Raw genomic sequence first — 15,173 nt, forward strand, 5'->3', positions numbered from 1 at the left:
TCAGGGGCGCGGGGAACTGCGCGGGAAGCCCCACCGGGCCGCACCCGCCGACGAACCCGGCACCCCCCACCCCAGAACGCGCCCTAACCCCGCAACCGAGCCCCGCAATGCGGCCAAGGACTGGCCCCCCGCTGCACATACAGCTTCTTCGCCCGCATCGTCTGCTCCGCCGCCGGCGCGTCCTGAGGCCGCCCACTCCCCCCAAGGCTCCGCCAGGTCCCCGTGTCGAACTGATACAGCCCGCCGTACGTCCCGGAGGGATCCACCGCGTTCGGCCGTCCTCCCGACTCGCACGCGGCGAGACCACCCCAGTTCAACCCCTCCGCCCCCGCCACGGACGTCGGCATCGCCTTCGTGCCCACCTTCACCACCTGCTCCTGCGGCTCACGAACGACCTCGCTCCGCACCAGCCGCGGCCGCTGCCGCACCCCGTTGACCGTCCGGATCGCGTACGTGACCCGCCGCACCCCCGGCCGACCGGCCCGCTCCACGACCTCCGTGCCCCGGAAGAGCGAGGGATCCTCGGTCCGGCGCACCCGGAACGGGATCGGCGTCTCCCGGACCTCCTCGGACCCGGTGACCCGCAACACCGTCACCGTCTGCCCGTCCCGGGGGAAGCTCGACCACGCGACCGACGTGGTGTCCTCCCCGCGCAGGGTGACCCCGGCCTGCTCCACGGCCTCCCCCACGGTCGCCGCGTTCGTACGGATCGTCCGCGTCCGCCCGTCCGCCATGATCGTGACCGTGCGCTCGGTGCGGACGTCCAGCTCCAGCCCCGCACGCCCGATCCGCTGGGAGCGCGAGGTCGACACGTACGCGCCCTCCGCACGCACCCCGAGCTGCTGAAGCGCCCCGTCCACCGTGCGGGCGGTCGTCCACACCTTGCGGCGCTGCCCGTCGAGGGTGAGGGCCACGGGCCGCCCGTAGTGCACGGTGACCTCGTCCCCGCTGCTCAGCGCCGTACCGGGGGCGGGCGCGACGACATCGTGCGCGCCGAAGGCGACCCCTTCGTCGGCGAGCAGTTCGGTGACGTCGTCGGCGAAGGTGTGCAGCGTGCGGGGCCGCCCGTCGACGGTCAGCTCGATCGCCTTGTCCTTCGCCACGAACGCGGAGGTGCCGCCCGCGAGGAAGGCCACCACCAGGGCCTGCGGCACCAGCCGCCGCAGCGAGCCGGGCCGGTCGGCGGCGGCCCGCCTGCGCCGCAGGGCCCGCCGGGACGCGCTCCGACCACCCTCACGGGCCGGCTCGTCGCCACCTTCCGGATCGTGGCCCCCTTGCGGATCCTCACCCTCGTCCGGGGCTTCCCGGCCGAGCCGATCCTCGTAGGCGGGCCGGTAGGTGTCCGCGTACACCCCGTAGGGCAGCGTCTCGGCCTCGTACGGCGACTGCGCATTGCTCACGACGACACGCTCCAGAGGGGATCCGGGTCCGGGTCGGGCGACGTGAACCTAGCGGACTTCGGTCACCCTCCAAAGCAACGCGGTCACTCAGTGTCGCGACACGGGCCGCTGATCATCTTTTTGGGTCCCCCGGACGGCTGACGGAACGTGACCCGTCAGTAATCGAACGCCCTCGCCGTGTTCGTCGCGATCGCCGTCGCCAGGGCGTCCTCGTCGATGCCCCGCACCTCGGCCATCGCCCGAACCGTGATCGGAATGAGATACGGCGCGTTGGGCCGTCCGCGGTACGGCGCGGGCGTCAGGAAGGGCGCGTCGGTCTCCACGAGGACGAGTTCGAGGGGCGCGACGGCGAGGGCGTCGCGCAGCGGCTGGGCGTTCTTGAACGTCATGTTCCCGGCGAAGGACATGAAGTAGCCGTGCGCGGCGCAGACCGCGGCCATCTCGGCGTCGCCGGAGTAGCAGTGGAAGACGGTCCGCTCGGGCGCGCCCTCCTCCTTCAGGATCCGCAACACGTCGTCGTGGGCGTCGCGGTCGTGGATGACCAGCGCCTTGCCGTGCCGTTTGGCGATCTCGATGTGCGCGCGGAAGGACCGCTCCTGGGCGGCCTTGCCCTCCGGCCCGGTCCTGAAGTAGTCGAGCCCGGTCTCCCCGACGCCCTTGACCTGCGGCAACGCGGCCAGCCTGTCGATCTCGGCGAGGGCGTCGTCGAGCGCCGCGTCACCGCCGGGCGTCCGCGCGCCCTGCCGGGACCAGCCGTCCGGGTCGCCGTGGACGATGCGCGGCGCCTCGTTGGGATGCAGCGCGACGGTCGCGTGCACGGCCTCGTACCGCTCGGCCGTCTCGGCGGCCCAGCGGGAGCCCTTGATGTCACAGCCGACCTGGACGACCGTCGTCACCCCCACGGACGCGGCCTTCGCGAGGCCCTCCTCGACGGTGCCGGACTGCATGTCCAGATGGGTGTGCGAGTCGGCGACCGCCACCCGGAGGGGTTCGGGGAGCGGGGGCGCGGCGTTCTTGTCGTTCGAGGGCATGCCCCGATCCTACGAATCGCACGTGTCGCACGATCGGGGCATGCCCCACAGGCTCGCTGGGGGGAGGTCAGCTCGCCTTGCGGTGGAACGGGTGGAGCAGATCGGACAGGTGCCAGTGGTGGTGGTCGTGCGGCTGGTCCTGTCCCTCCGCCGCTTCCGGGGTGTCGGCGTCCGCCACCGGACGGGGCTTCGGCAGGTGCCGACGACGCTCGGCGTCCCGCACCGACGACACCTGGCCCGCCCTCATGATCCGGACGACATGACCGTCGCAGTTCTGGCACGTGGGCCTGGACAGCGGGGACGGCACGACCGTGTCGTCGGCCACGTACATCACGAAGTCGCGCCCCTGGGCGTCGTTGTGGTGCTCTATCTCGTACGACTGCTCCCAGCCGTGCCCGCATTTCATGCAGGCGAAGGCGTACGACTCGTGAACGACGGCGGTGGCGGTGTCGCGCAGCACTGCGCGCTCTGCGATCTCGGTCATTGCCAGCTCCTCTTGTCCGCTGGACGGTGGGGACGCGACGTGTACGTCCTCACCACCCAGTGGACGCCCTGGCGGACCCGGAGTGCACCCCATCTGCCGACTGTTGAAGGGCATTTGGCCTCCCCTTGTGGGAAGCCCGTCGATACGAGGCCTGCGCTTTGCTCGGCTTTGCCGGGGCATGGGCCACGCGGTTCCGGATGCGCTGGCCGCGGGTTGAAAAGCACGGGGCGCAGCCCCTGCTTTTCAGGGGCGCGGGGAACTGCGCGAGAAGCCCCCACTCACCCGCACCCGCCCACGCACCCGAACCCCCGAGCTACTGGGTGCCCCTACGTCGCCCTCTTCGCCGCGACCACAGCGTCAAAGACCAACCTCTTCGGCACCCCCGCCTCCACCGCCACCGCCGCGATCGCCTCCTTGCGCCGCTCCCCCGCCTCCTCGCGCACGCGGACCCGCCGCACCAACTCCTCCGCGTCGAGCTCCTCCGGCCCCCGCTCCGGCGCCCCCTCGACCACCACGGTGATCTCCCCACGCACACCGTCCGCCGCCCACTCGGCCAGCTCCCCGAGCGACCCCCGCTTGACCTCCTCGTACGTCTTGGTCAGCTCCCGGCACACGGCGGCCCGCCGCCCCGCGCCGAATGCCTCGGCCATCGCCGCGAGCGTGGCGTCGAGGCGGTGGGGCGCCTCGAAGTACACGAGCGTGCGCCGCTCCTCCGCGACCTCGCGGAGCCGGGCGAGCCGTTCGCCGGCCTTGCGCGGCGGGAACCCCTCGAAGCAGAACCGGTCGACGGGCAGCCCGGACAGCGCGAGGGCGGTGAGGACGGCCGAGGGCCCGGGTACGGCGGTGACCCGGACGTCCTTCTCCACGGCGGCGGCGACCAGCCGGTACCCGGGGTCGGAGACCGACGGCATCCCCGCGTCCGTGACCAACAGCACGCGGGAGCCGCCCACCAGCGCCTCGACGAGTTCCGGCGTACGCGCGGCCTCGTTGCCCTCGAAGTAGGAGACGATGCGCCCGCCCGGCTGCACCCCCAGCGCCTGGGTGAGCCGCCGCAGCCGTCGCGTGTCCTCGGCGGCGATCACATCCGCCCCGGCCAACTCCTCGGCGAGCCGGGGCGGCGCGTCCGCGATCTCACCGATGGGAGTACCTGCCAACACAAGGATTCCAGTCACACCCCCATCCTCCCAGCCACGCCGTGACCGGGGCGCAGCCGCTGGCGGGGACGACGAGGACCGGGACGAAACCGAGCGCCGGGCACGGCGAGGACCGGGGCGAACCCGAACGCCGAGACGCCGAGAACCAGGGCGAACCCGAGAAGCCGGAAACGCCGAAGACCGGGACGAAACCCAGAGCCGGGCACGGCGAGAACCAGGGCGAAGCCGAACGCCAGAGACGCCGAGAACCAGGGCGAACCCGAGAAGCCGGAGACGACGAGGACCTCGACGAAACCGAGAAGCCGGAGACGGCGAAGGCCTGGACGAAACCGGGGCGCGGGCACGGCGACGGCCGGGCCACATCCTCATCCCGCGGGACTCCCACAGCCGTGTTCCCTACGATGGCGCGGTGACCAGTACCGCGTCCTCCACGGACACCCGGCAGGACCAGGCCACCGAAGACCCGCGGCCGTCGTGGCAGCACCGCCTGCGCCGTTTCGGCTACACGGCACCGCCGAGAGGCGACGTCCGCGGCCGGCTGGTGCCCCCGTACACCCGCCCCAGCCCGCGCTTCTGGGCCGTCCTCGGGCTGCGCGAGGAGGTCGCGGCCCGCCTCGTCCGCTGGTCGTCCTGGGGCGGCCCCCTGCTGGTCACGCTGGTCGCCGGGCTGATGCGGTTCTACAACCTGGGCAGCCCCAAGGCGGTGATATTCGACGAGACGTACTACGCCAAGGACGCGTGGGCGATCGTCCACCGCGGCTACGAGGTCAACTGGGCCAAGAACGCCAACGAGCTGATCCTCCAGAACAACGGGAACGTCCCGATCCCGACGGACCCGGCGTACGTGGTGCACCCACCCGTCGGCAAGTACGTGATCGGTCTGGGCGAGCTGATGTTCGGCTTCGACCCGTTCGGCTGGCGGTTCATGACCGCCCTGCTCGGCACGCTCTCCGTCCTCATGCTGTGCCGTATCGGCCGCCGTATCTTCCGCTCGACGTTCCTCGGCTGCCTCGCGGGCGGCCTGATGGCGGTCGACGGCCTGCACTTCGTGATGAGCCGTACGGCGCTGCTGGACCAGGTGCTGATGTTCTTCGTCCTGGCGGCGTTCGGCTGTCTGGTGATCGACCGCGACAGGGCACGAGCACGCCTGGCCGCGGCCCTCCCCCCGGACGGCGACGGGGTCGTACGCCCCAACTCCCTCATCGCCGAGACCACCCGCCTTGGCTGGCGCCCGTACCGCTGGCTGGCCGGACTCTGCCTGGGCCTGGCGCTCGGCACCAAGTGGAACGCCCTGTACTTCATGGTGTTCTTCGGAATCATGACGGTGCTCTGGGACTACGCGGCCCGCAAGGTCGCCGGCGCCCGCCAGCCGCTGATCGCGACGATGCAACGCGACCTGGGCCTGGCGTTCCTCTCCACGGTCCCGGTCATGATCGTCACGTATCTGGTCTCCTGGACGGGCTGGATCCTCTCCCCCGACGACGGCAGCGGCGGCTACTACCGCGACTGGGCCGCGACCGAGGGAAGGGGCGGCTGGTTCAGCTGGCTGCCGGACTGGCTGCGCAGCCTGTGGCACTACGAGCACGCGGTCTACGAGTTCCACGTCGGCCTGTCCTCGCCCCACACGTACCAGTCGAACCCGTGGAGCTGGATCGTCCTCGGCCGCCCGGTCTCGTACTTCTACGAGTCCCCGTCCCCCGGCAACGACGGCTGCCCGGCGGACACCGTCGACAAGTGCGCCCGCGAGGTCCTGGCCATCGGCACGCCCCTGCTGTGGTGGGCCGCCGCCTTCGCCGTCCTCTACGTCCTGTGGCGCTGGTTCTTCCGCCGCGACTGGCGCGCCGGCGCGATCGCCTGCGGCATCGCCGCCGGCTACCTCCCCTGGTTCCTCTACCAGGAACGCACGATCTTCTTCTTCTACGCCGTCGTGTTCCTCCCCTTCCTCTGCCTCGCCGTCACGATGATGATCGGCGCGATCCTCGGCCCCCCGGGCGCCCCGGAACGCCGCCGAGTAGCAGGCGCCGCAGCCGCCGGCGTCCTGATCCTCCTCATCACCTGGAACTTCATCTACTTCTGGCCTCTCTACACCGGCCAGCCCATCCCGATCGACAGCTGGCGGTCCCGGATGTGGCTGGACACGTGGGTCTAGCCACTCGGGGACGTGGCGAGGTGCGGTCGGCGGCCGCGCCTCGTGTGGCCGGATACGGGGTCGTGGTGGCCTGAATCCGGGCCAGCGGGGGCTCTGGGCTAACAATCAGGGCACACACAGGGCGCATTTTTCCCACGCGTTACTGGCTCGTGTTTACAGTGAGCCTCGGCAAGCGGTTTCTGAACGTGTTCAAAGGGCGTTCGGGGTCGCACATGAGCCACTACGGGGTAACGGGGAAGGGAACGCGTCATGCGCAAGGGGGTCAAGGTCGCCATAGTCGGCGGGGTGTTCGCCGCGATGGTGGGGGGCGCCGGGTACGGCGGGTACAACTTCGTGACCGCGCTCAACGGGGACGGCGGGGGCGTCGAGAAGCGCAGCGGGCCGCCGAGTGCGGACGAGGTGCGGGAGACCACGGAGAAGTTCTTCGCCGCCTGGGAGAAGGGGGACGCGGCCACGGCCTCCTCGTACACGAACGACGCGGCGGACGCGCAGGCCGTGTTCGGCAGTTTCGTCGACGCCGCCCGGATCGCGGACGTGAAGATCGAGCCGGGCGAGCCCACCGGCTCCGGGGACAGGACCGTCCCGTACTCCGTCGCCGCCACGGTGTCGTACGACGGCAAGACCAAGAAGCTCGCCTACAAGAGCCGGCTGACCGTCGTGCGCGGGAAGACGACCGGTCGCGCCCTGGTCGACTGGCGGCCGACCGTCGTGCACCCCGAGCTCAAGGCCGGCGACCGCCTGTTCGTCGGCGAGGCGGCGGCGCCGCCCATCGAGGCCGTGGACCGGGACGGCAAGGTGCTGACCAAGGAGAAGTACCCCTCCCTGGGACCGATCCTCGACACCCTGCGCGAACGCTACGGCGCCGACGCGGGCGGCACCCCTGGCATCGAGCTGGGCGTCCGCCACACCACCACGAACGCGGGCGACACCACGCTGCTGACCCTCGCCGAGGGCAAGGCCGGCAAGCTGGAGACGACGCTCAGCGCGCGCGTGCAGGAGGCCGCCGAGAACGCGGTCAAGAAGTTCGGCGAGTCGTCCGTGGTCGCGCTGCAGCCCAGCAGCGGGGAGGTGCTGGCCGTCGCCAACAACCGCCAGGACGGCTTCAACGCGGCCTTCCAGGGCGAACTGCCGCCCGGTTCCACGATGAAGATCGTCACCGCCGCCATGCTCATCGACAACGGCGTGACCTCGATGAACGGCCCCGCCCCCTGCCCCGACACGGCCACCTGGCAGAGCCAGACCTTCAAGAACCTGCCGGGTCTGAAGGCCGACGAGACCTCGAACGCCACGCTCGCCAACGCCTTCGAGCGGTCCTGCAACACGGCGTTCATCAAGCTGATCGACGAGAAGCCGCTGACCGACGCCTCGTTGACCGAGGAGGCGCAGAACCGGTTCGGGATCGGCCGGGACGACTGGAAGACGGGCATCGCCTCCATGGACGGCAAGGTGCCGCCGTCCGGCGGGCCGAACCGGGCCGCCAACGCCATCGGGCAGGGCGATGTGTTGATGAACCCGCTGAACATGGCGTCGGTGACGTCCACGGCGATCACGGGGCGGTTCCGCCAGCCGTATCTGGTGTCGCCGAAGCTGGACGACCGGGAGTTGGCGACTGCGGAGGGGCTGAAGGCCAGTACGTCGTCGCAGTTGAAGCAGATGATGAGACTGACCGCGACGCAGGGGACCGCCGCGACCGTCATGGCCGGGCTGAGCGGGGACATCGGGGCGAAGACCGGGTCCGCGGAGATCGACGGGCAGGCGGTGGCGGACAGTTGGTTCACCGGGTTCCGGGGCGATGTGGCCGCGGCGGCGATGTCGGAGGGCGGTGGCCGCGGCGGTGAGGCGGCCGGGCCGATCGTGGTGGATGTGCTGAAGGCCGGGGGGTGAGGGGCGGGCCAGCAGGGGCTGCGCCCCGTGCTTTTCAGGCCCGCAGGGCCGTCGCCTTCCAGGCCCGCAGGGCCTGGTCTTTCAGGGGCGCGGGGAACTGCGCGAGAAGCCCCACGCACCCGCACCCGACAACGCACCCTCTTCGGCCCAACCCCACGGAGTGATCCGCGGGACTCTAGTGTGGTGGTTCTCGTTGAGCGACGAGAGGCAGCCGGGGGCAGCGGAAGGTCGGGAGCGTGGGTAAGAGAAGGCGTGTCGACGAGCGGAAGGCCGCGAAGTCGGGGAGGTCACGGCGGCACCTCGTGCTGGGCGGAGTCGCCGTCGCGGCCCTCGGCGGCGGCGCGATGGCCGTGTACACGGTGTTCGGCGCGGGCGCGGCCGCCGAGGACGGCTCGGCCGACGCCAAGGCCGTCAAGAGCGGCCCCCTGTCCGCCGCCGAGGTCCGCACGGCCGCGACCACGTTCCTCACCGCCTGGCAGAAGGGCACGGTCGCGAAGGCCGCCGCCGCCACGAACGACTCGGCGGCCGCCACCACGGCGTTGACCGGCTTCACCAAGGACGCCCACATCAAGGACGTCACCCTCACCCGCGGCAAGCGCTCGGGCGACACCGTGCCGTTCACGGTGAAGGGCACGGTCTCCTTCAAGGGCACCGAGAAGCCGCTGACCTACAAGTCCGCCCTGACCGTCGTACGGGCGGAGAAGGACGGCGAACCCGTCGTCGGCTGGCAGCCGTCCGTCGTCCACCCCGAACTCGCCGAGGGCGACCGGCTGGTGACCGGCGAGGCGGGCACTCCCCCGGTGAAGGCCCTCGACCGGGACGGCGGCGAGCTGACGACGAAGAAGTACCCGTCGCTGGGCTCGGTGCTGGACGGTCTGCGGGAGAAGTACGGCAAGAAGGCGGGCGGCAAGGCGGGCGTCGAACTGCGGATCGTCCGCGCCGACCCCAAGGACTCCGCCAAGTCCTCGAAGTCCGGCAACGCGACCGACTCCGCGAACTCCACCAAGTCCACCAAGGAGAAGGCCGCCGACAAGACGCTGCTGGAGCTGAGCAAAGGCACCCCGGGTGAGGTGAAGACGACGCTCAGCCCGTCGCTGCAGGCCGCCGCCGAGGAGAAGGTGGCGGCCACGAAGCGGGCGTCGGTGGTCGTGATGCGGCCCTCGACCGGCGAGATCCTCGCGGCGGCCAACTCCAGCAGTTTCAACGTGGCGTTCCAGGGCTCGCTCGCCCCCGGCTCCACCATGAAGATCGTGTCGTCGGCCCTGCTCATCGACAAGGGCCTGGCCTCGGCGAACAAGGGCCACCCCTGCCCCAAGTTCTCGTCGTACGGCGGCTGGAAGTTCCAGAACGACGACAAGTTCGAGATCAAGGGCGGGACGTTCAAGGCGAGTTTCGCCCGCTCCTGCAACACCGCCTTCATCTCCCAGGCGAAGAAGCTGGACGACGACTCCCTGACCCAGGAGGCCCAGCAGGTCTTCGGGCTCGGCCTGAACAACTGGGCCATCGGCGTCTCCAGCTTCGACGGCGCGGTGCCGGTGCAGAGCGACGCTCCGATGGCGGCCTCGCTGATCGGCCAGGGCGGGGTGCGGATGAACCCGCTGAACATGGCGTCGGTGGTCTCGACCGCCAAGACGGGCGTCTTCAAGCAGCCCTACCTGGTCCCGCCGTCCGTCGACGACCGCACCCTGGCCACCGCCTCCCGGCCCATGTCCGCCACGGTCCGCGCCCAGCTCCGCGAACTCCTCCAGTACACCGCCGCGGCCGGTACGGCGGCCGAGGCGATGTCGGGTCTCGGCCCCGACTACGGCGCCAAGACCGGCTCCGCCGAGGTCGACGGCCAGAAGGAGCCCAACGGCTGGTTCACCGCCTGGAAGGGCGACCTGGCGTCCGCCGGAGTCGTCCAACAGGGTGGCCACGGCAGCGAGTCGGCGGGCCCGATCGTGGCCGCCCTGCTCAAGGCGGGCAGCGGCGGCTGACCCTGGCCGACGGCCGGCGGGCGATGGTGGGGTCCGGTAGCGGGCGGTTCAGTCGCCCGCCGCGTCCGTCCGCTGCGCGGAGCGCTCCCGGATCGGCATGTCCTCGTACGCCTCGGACGCCGGGCGCAGACACCAGTCGAGCATCGACGGCCAGGGGCCGTAGCCCGAGTCCGGGTTGAGGTGGGCCTCGCCCGGCAGCACGTCGGCGGGCAGGTCGAGGGGCTGCGCGTAGGCGGTGGCCGCGCCCGGCAGGCAGTACGGGTCGTTGTCGCTGCCGACGACCCGGGTGTACGTCGCCGACGCGGCCAGCCGCTCCGGGGTCAGCGGCGGTGGCGCGAACTCGGCGATCTCCGGCTGCTTCAGGGCGAACTCGGGGGACGGCGGGGCCACGAGGAGGACGCGGTCGACCGGCCCGGACAGGATGCCGTCCCGGGCGACCGCGTGCAGCCACAGCAGACAGGCCAGGCTGTGGCAGACCACGGTGATCCGCCGCCCCGCCAACTCGCCGAGCAGCGCGTCCAGTTCCGCCAGCCAGCGCTCCAGGTCCGGGTCGTCCGCCTCCGGGAGCTGGGGGTAGGCGACCTCGTGGCCCAGATCGGTGAGGCGGTCGGCCAGCCAGTGCTGCCAGTGGGTGGGCGGGCGGTGGTTCTGCCAGCCGTGCAGGATGAGGAAGGCGCGGGTGTCGTCGGCGGCCGGGGTTTCTGTCATCCCCCGATCGTCAGCGAAACGGATCTCTCGGTCCAGTGCCGTCTCTGTGGCTGGATGGGTTCGTTCGGGAGACGGCTGACGAAGCAGCCGACCGAAGTCCGACGGGCGACGGGCGACGGGCGACGGGCGACAGGCGACGGATGACGAAACAGCCGGCCGAAGTCCGTGCGGCCCGCGGGGGGGGGCTCCTCAGGCCGCCATCAGCGCCGCCAGTGCGCGGCCCATCGCGGCGTTGAACTCCTCCGGCGTCAGCGGCAGCCGGGACTTGACGTCCCGGCTCCACTGGTCGGCGAGTACCTCGGCGGAGCCCGCCTCGACGCCGTCGAGCGCCGCGTCGGCCAGGTCCGACGGCGCGAGCTTGGCCACGGGCCAGCCCGCCGCCATGTCGGTGTCGGCCAGGCCGAGGTGCACCGCTGTGACGAGCGTGCCCTGCTCGGCGAGTTCCAGGCGGACGCCGTTGGTCATGGCCCAGGCGGCGGCCTTGGTCAGGTGGTAGGCGCCCGCGCCCTTGCCCCCGAACCACGACATGGCGGAGAGGACGTTGACGATCGCGCCCCCGCCGTTGCCGGCGAGCGTCGGCGCGAACTCCCGGATCATTCCCAGGTGGCCGAACATGTTGGTCTCCAGCTCGTGCCGCACCGCGTCCAGCGAACCGGTCACCAGGTCGGTCCCCGTGCTGATTCCCGCGTTGTTGATGAGCAGCGAGACGTCCGGGGCGGCCTCGGCGGCGGCCCTCACGGACGCGGGATCGGCGATGTCGAGGGGCAGCACCTCGACCCCGGGCAGGTCCACGGTCTCCGGTCGACGGGCCGTCGCGTAGACCTTGCGGGCGCCCCGTTCGAGCAGGCGCTGGGCGAAGGCGCGGCCCAGGCCGCGGTTGGCTCCGGTGACAAGGGCGACGGAGTTGTTGATGTCCATGGCCGGTACGCTAAAACCTGACGCCAACGTCAGAGGCAAGTGCTGATCGTCAGGGCCCGGGGTGAGAGGAATCACCATGACGGTGACAGGGGCCGCGGCCGAGCGGCTGATCCGCATCGGCGAGGTGGCGCGAGGTGCCGGTGTCTCGGTGCGCGCCGTGCGCTACTACGAGCAGCAAGGGCTGCTCGTACCGGAGCGCAGCCCGTCCGGCCAGCGCCTGTACCGGCAGGACGCCATCGCCCTGGTCCGGTTCTTCCAGCAGATGTTCGCCGCCGGCCTGACCAGCCGGAGGATCACCGAACTCATGCCGTGCTGGGCCTCCGGGCACACCGACGCCGGGCAACGAGCCATGCTGCGCGCCGAGCGCGAGCGCATCCAGGCGCAGATCGACGACCTGCAGGCAGCCCTGGACCACCTCGACAAGGTCATCGCGATCACGGACACGCACCCGTAGGCGCGGCCGCGCCAGACCTCTGAGGCCGGAGCCGCCGATCCGAGCCGACGGCAGGGGCGCGGGAACCCAGTCGCATGGCCGCTACACCCACCACTACCGTGCGCGCATGACCACCGACGCGCAGGACACCGACGGCTCCTCAGCCCACCCCCGCTTCGCCGAGGCCCTCACCACCCTCGGCCTCGGCGACCTCCACCCCCGCATCCGCCGTTTCCCGGAAGCCACCCGCACCGCCGCGGAGGCCGCCGCCGCCCTCGGCTGCGAGTTGAGCGAGATCTGCAAGTCGCTGATCTTCGCGGCGGACGGCGTCCCCGTGCTGGTGCTGATGGACGGCGCGTCCCGCGTCGACGTGGAACTGGTCCGGCGTGAACTCGGCGCCACGAAGGTCACCCGGGCCCGCGCCGACGTCGTACGGGAGACGACCGGGTACGCGATCGGCGGCGTCCCGCCCTTCGGGCACCGGACGCGCACACGTGTCCTCGCGGACCGCTCGCTCCTCGCCCACGCGACGGTGTGGGCGGCGGCCGGCACCCCGTACACCGTCTTCCCCATGGACCCGAAGGCGCTGATCGCACACGCGGGCGCCACCCTGGTGGACGTCCGCGAGCGTGAGCGCGACGCGTGACGCCCCTCGTCACCGCGGCGGTGCTGCTCGCCGCCGTCACCCACGCGAGCTGGAACGCGATCGCCCACCGGATCACCGACAAGCTCGTCGGGTTCACGCTCATATCCGGCGGCGGCGCGCTGATCGGTTTCGCGATGGTGCCGTTCGTCCCGCTCCCGGACTCCGCCGCGTGGCCGTACCTGATCGCCTCGGTGGTCATCCACCTCGTGTACTACGTGCTGCTGATGACGTCCTTCAGGCTGGGCGACTTCGGCCAGGCGTACCCGATCGCGCGCGGCTCGGCGCCCCTCGTCGTCACCGTCCTCGCCGCCGTCTTCGCGCACGAGGTGCCGGACGGCTGGGCGGCGGCCGGCATCCTGCTCAGCTGCGCCGGGCTGACCGGGGTCGCGCTGTGGGGTCTGCGCGGCGGCCGGCCGCACTGGGCGGCGATCGGGGCGGCGCTGGCCACGGGCCTGTCGATCGCCGCGTACACGGTCGTCGACGGTCTCGGTGTCCGGGCCTCCGGGTCCGCCATGAGCTACATCGCCTGGCTGATGGCGCTGGAGGGGCTCGCGATCCCCGCGTACGCGGCCTGGCGGTGGCGCGGGGAGACGGTCGCGCTGCTCCGACCGTTCGCCGGGGTGGGCCTCCTCGGCGCGGCGCTGTCCGTGGTGGCGTACGGGCTGGTCCTGTGGGCCCAGACCAAGGCGGAGTTGGCACCCATCGCCGCCCTGCGGGAGTCGTCGATCATCGTGGGGGCGGCGATCGGGGCGGTGTTCTTCAAGGAGCGGTTCGGGGCGCCCCGGCTGGTGGCGGCGGGGCTGCTGGTGGTGGGGATCGGGCTGATGCTGCGGGCCGGGTAGGCGCCGAGCAGGCCGAGGAGGCGGGACGGACACCGCACAGGCCGTGCATCCCCCGGCGGGGAGGAGCACTCTGGAAAGAGCGGTTCCGGAGGTGATCGTGATGATGAAGACCGCAGTCGGATGGCACATCGAGCTGGAGTTCCAGGAGGACGATCAGCGCACACGGGCGGCGGCCCTCGTACGGCTCCCCGACGGGAAGGAGGTGCGGGCCAACGGCTACGCCAGCCGTCACCAGACCGACGCCAACCAGCCCCGGGTCGGCGAGGAGATAGCCGGGGCCAGGGCCCTGAACGAGCTCGCCATGAAGCTCCTCACCAAGGCCCACGACGAGATAGACGAGGCATCGGGCAGGACGTCCCACCCGATAGCCCTCTGAAGCCCTCTGCACAGACCACCCACGAGCGCCCGGCGACGAGGCGCGTCCCACCCCGGCCGCCCCCGCGCGGCCGGGGTCCCGGGCGCCCAACAGGCCAGGTTCCGCCCTGTGGTTGACTGACTCCGTGTTGCACGAGTCGGTCTTCCGGTCCGTGGACCTCCCGGTGGACGCCCGGTTCGAGGCCTGGGCGGAGCTGCTGCGGCGGACGCACGCGCCCATGGATCTGGTCCCCATCCCCCTGTCGACGGCGGACCGCGGCCACCACCCCGCCGCCGACTATCACGCCCACCAGCGTCTGATCGCCCTCGGCGACGTGACGATCTGGTCCGCCACCTTCGACCCGATCGTCTTCCGCCGCACGCCGAGGATGGTGCGGCAGTCCGACCCGGAGACGTTCCATCTCTCCCTCCTCCTCCAGGGCGAGGGCGCCGCCAGCTGGGGCAGGCAGCAAATCGCGTACGAGGCGCAGGACTTCCACGTCAACTGCACCTCGATGGCGTACGACATCCTCACCGGCACCGAACCGGTCACCACCGTCGGCGTCGAGATACCGCGCTCCCTCGTCGCCCTGCCCGCGCACAAGGCGGACCGGGTGGTCGGCAACCGTCTGTCGGGGCGGGAGGGCGTCGGCGCGCTGCTCGCGCAGTTCCTGCTGCGGCTGGCGGAGGACACGAGCCCGTACGGGCCGGCCGACGCGCCCCGCCTCGGCACGGTCGTCGCCGATCTGGTCACCGCGCTCTTCGGCCACGTCGCCGACACGGAGCCGCGGCTGACGCCGGAGGCCCACCGGCGGACGCTGCTGCTGAACGTCAAGGTGTTCATACGGCGGCATCTGGCCGACCCCGACCTCACCCCGGCGGCCATCGCCACCGCCCACCACATCTCACGCAGCTATCTGCACCGGCTGTTCCAGTCGGAGGGCCTGACCGTCGCGACGTACGTCCGCGACCAGCGGCTGCGGAACGCGTACCGCGATCTCACCGCCCCCGACCCCGTGCTGCGGGCCACGCCGATCCACGCGATCGGGGCGCGCTGGGGGTTTCCGCGGGCGGCCGAGTTCAGTCGGGCGTTCCGTACGGCGTACGGGGTGCCGCCAAGTGAGCTGCGCCGCCGGGTGGCCGCCGACGGGGCGTGAGCAGTGCACTCGTTGCCAAGTGACCGTGGACCGTCTG

The 15,173-nt window shown here is 71.7% G+C and carries 14 protein-coding genes; 8 read left to right on the forward strand and 6 right to left on the reverse strand.

Annotated elements, in window-relative coordinates; all coding sequences use genetic code 11:
- Nucleotides 1–83: 83 nt before the first annotated feature.
- From L3078_RS19120 to rsmI, 4 genes are all read right to left on the reverse strand, one after another.
- Nucleotides 84–1,400, reverse strand: a complete 1,317-nt coding sequence (locus L3078_RS19120) for a resuscitation-promoting factor (protein ID WP_239755097.1) — start codon at nucleotides 1,398–1,400, stop codon at nucleotides 84–86.
- A 155-nt stretch (nucleotides 1,401–1,555) separates the two neighbouring features.
- Nucleotides 1,556–2,431, reverse strand: a complete 876-nt coding sequence (locus L3078_RS19125) for a TatD family hydrolase (RefSeq protein ID WP_239755098.1) — start codon at nucleotides 2,429–2,431, stop codon at nucleotides 1,556–1,558.
- A 67-nt stretch (nucleotides 2,432–2,498) separates the two neighbouring features.
- Nucleotides 2,499–2,915 (reverse strand): hypothetical protein, encoded by a 417-nt coding sequence (locus tag L3078_RS19130; RefSeq protein ID WP_239755099.1) that lies wholly within the window; start codon nucleotides 2,913–2,915, stop codon nucleotides 2,499–2,501.
- Nucleotides 2,916–3,241: 326 nt separating this feature from the next.
- Entirely contained in the window at nucleotides 3,242–4,087 is an 846-nt protein-coding gene (gene rsmI, locus L3078_RS19135; protein ID WP_239755100.1) for a 16S rRNA (cytidine(1402)-2'-O)-methyltransferase, read from the reverse strand.
- Between the two features lie 391 nt (nucleotides 4,088–4,478).
- Between rsmI and L3078_RS19140 the strand changes: the two genes are divergently transcribed.
- The 3 genes from L3078_RS19140 to L3078_RS19150 all read left to right on the forward strand — a co-directional run bounded on the left by L3078_RS19140 (nucleotide 4,479) and on the right by L3078_RS19150 (nucleotide 10,078).
- Nucleotides 4,479–6,218 carry a dolichyl-phosphate-mannose--protein mannosyltransferase gene (locus L3078_RS19140; protein ID WP_239755101.1) on the forward strand — a complete coding sequence of 580 codons (1,740 nt, stop codon included), beginning with the start codon at nucleotides 4,479–4,481 and terminating at the stop codon, nucleotides 6,216–6,218.
- A gap of 249 nt (nucleotides 6,219–6,467) precedes the next feature.
- Nucleotides 6,468–8,102, forward strand: coding sequence for a penicillin-binding transpeptidase domain-containing protein (locus L3078_RS19145; protein ID WP_239755102.1), 1,635 nt, complete (start codon nucleotides 6,468–6,470; stop codon nucleotides 8,100–8,102).
- A gap of 236 nt (nucleotides 8,103–8,338) precedes the next feature.
- Nucleotides 8,339–10,078 carry a penicillin-binding transpeptidase domain-containing protein gene (locus L3078_RS19150; RefSeq protein WP_239755104.1) on the forward strand — a complete coding sequence of 580 codons (1,740 nt, stop codon included), beginning with the start codon at nucleotides 8,339–8,341 and terminating at the stop codon, nucleotides 10,076–10,078.
- Nucleotides 10,079–10,126: 48 nt separating this feature from the next.
- Here L3078_RS19150 and L3078_RS19155 read toward each other — a convergent pair whose 3' ends face one another.
- Together L3078_RS19155 and L3078_RS19160 are read right to left on the reverse strand one after the other, a co-directional pair.
- Nucleotides 10,127–10,786 (reverse strand): RBBP9/YdeN family alpha/beta hydrolase, encoded by a 660-nt coding sequence (locus tag L3078_RS19155; protein ID WP_239755106.1) that lies wholly within the window; start codon nucleotides 10,784–10,786, stop codon nucleotides 10,127–10,129.
- Nucleotides 10,787–10,975: 189 nt separating this feature from the next.
- Nucleotides 10,976–11,704 (reverse strand): SDR family oxidoreductase, encoded by a 729-nt coding sequence (locus L3078_RS19160; protein ID WP_239755108.1) that lies wholly within the window; start codon nucleotides 11,702–11,704, stop codon nucleotides 10,976–10,978.
- A gap of 76 nt (nucleotides 11,705–11,780) precedes the next feature.
- On the opposite strand from L3078_RS19160, the gene L3078_RS19165 reads away from it, so the two are divergent.
- From L3078_RS19165 to L3078_RS19185, 5 genes are all read left to right on the forward strand, one after another.
- Nucleotides 11,781–12,158 carry a MerR family transcriptional regulator gene (locus L3078_RS19165; RefSeq protein WP_239755109.1) on the forward strand — a complete coding sequence of 126 codons (378 nt, stop codon included), beginning with the start codon at nucleotides 11,781–11,783 and terminating at the stop codon, nucleotides 12,156–12,158.
- Nucleotides 12,159–12,264: 106 nt separating this feature from the next.
- Entirely contained in the window at nucleotides 12,265–12,783 is a 519-nt protein-coding gene (locus tag L3078_RS19170) for a YbaK/EbsC family protein (RefSeq protein WP_239755110.1), read from the forward strand.
- On the forward strand, nucleotides 12,780–13,625 hold the full coding sequence (locus L3078_RS19175; protein ID WP_239755111.1) for a DMT family transporter: 846 nt from the start codon (nucleotides 12,780–12,782) through the stop codon (nucleotides 13,623–13,625). Before L3078_RS19170 ends, L3078_RS19175 begins: the two co-directional genes overlap by 4 nt.
- Before the next feature lie 100 nt (nucleotides 13,626–13,725).
- Nucleotides 13,726–14,001, forward strand: a complete 276-nt coding sequence (locus L3078_RS19180; protein WP_033532019.1) for a DUF1876 domain-containing protein — start codon at nucleotides 13,726–13,728, stop codon at nucleotides 13,999–14,001.
- A 124-nt stretch (nucleotides 14,002–14,125) separates the two neighbouring features.
- Nucleotides 14,126–15,136: a helix-turn-helix domain-containing protein gene (locus tag L3078_RS19185; RefSeq protein ID WP_239755112.1), complete on the forward strand. Its 1,011-nt coding sequence runs from the start codon at nucleotides 14,126–14,128 to the stop codon at nucleotides 15,134–15,136.
- Nucleotides 15,137–15,173: the final 37 nt, after the last annotated feature.

Origin of the sequence: Streptomyces deccanensis, from assembly GCF_022385335.1 — a bacterium.
Taxonomy (GTDB): domain Bacteria; phylum Actinomycetota; class Actinomycetes; order Streptomycetales; family Streptomycetaceae; genus Streptomyces; species Streptomyces deccanensis.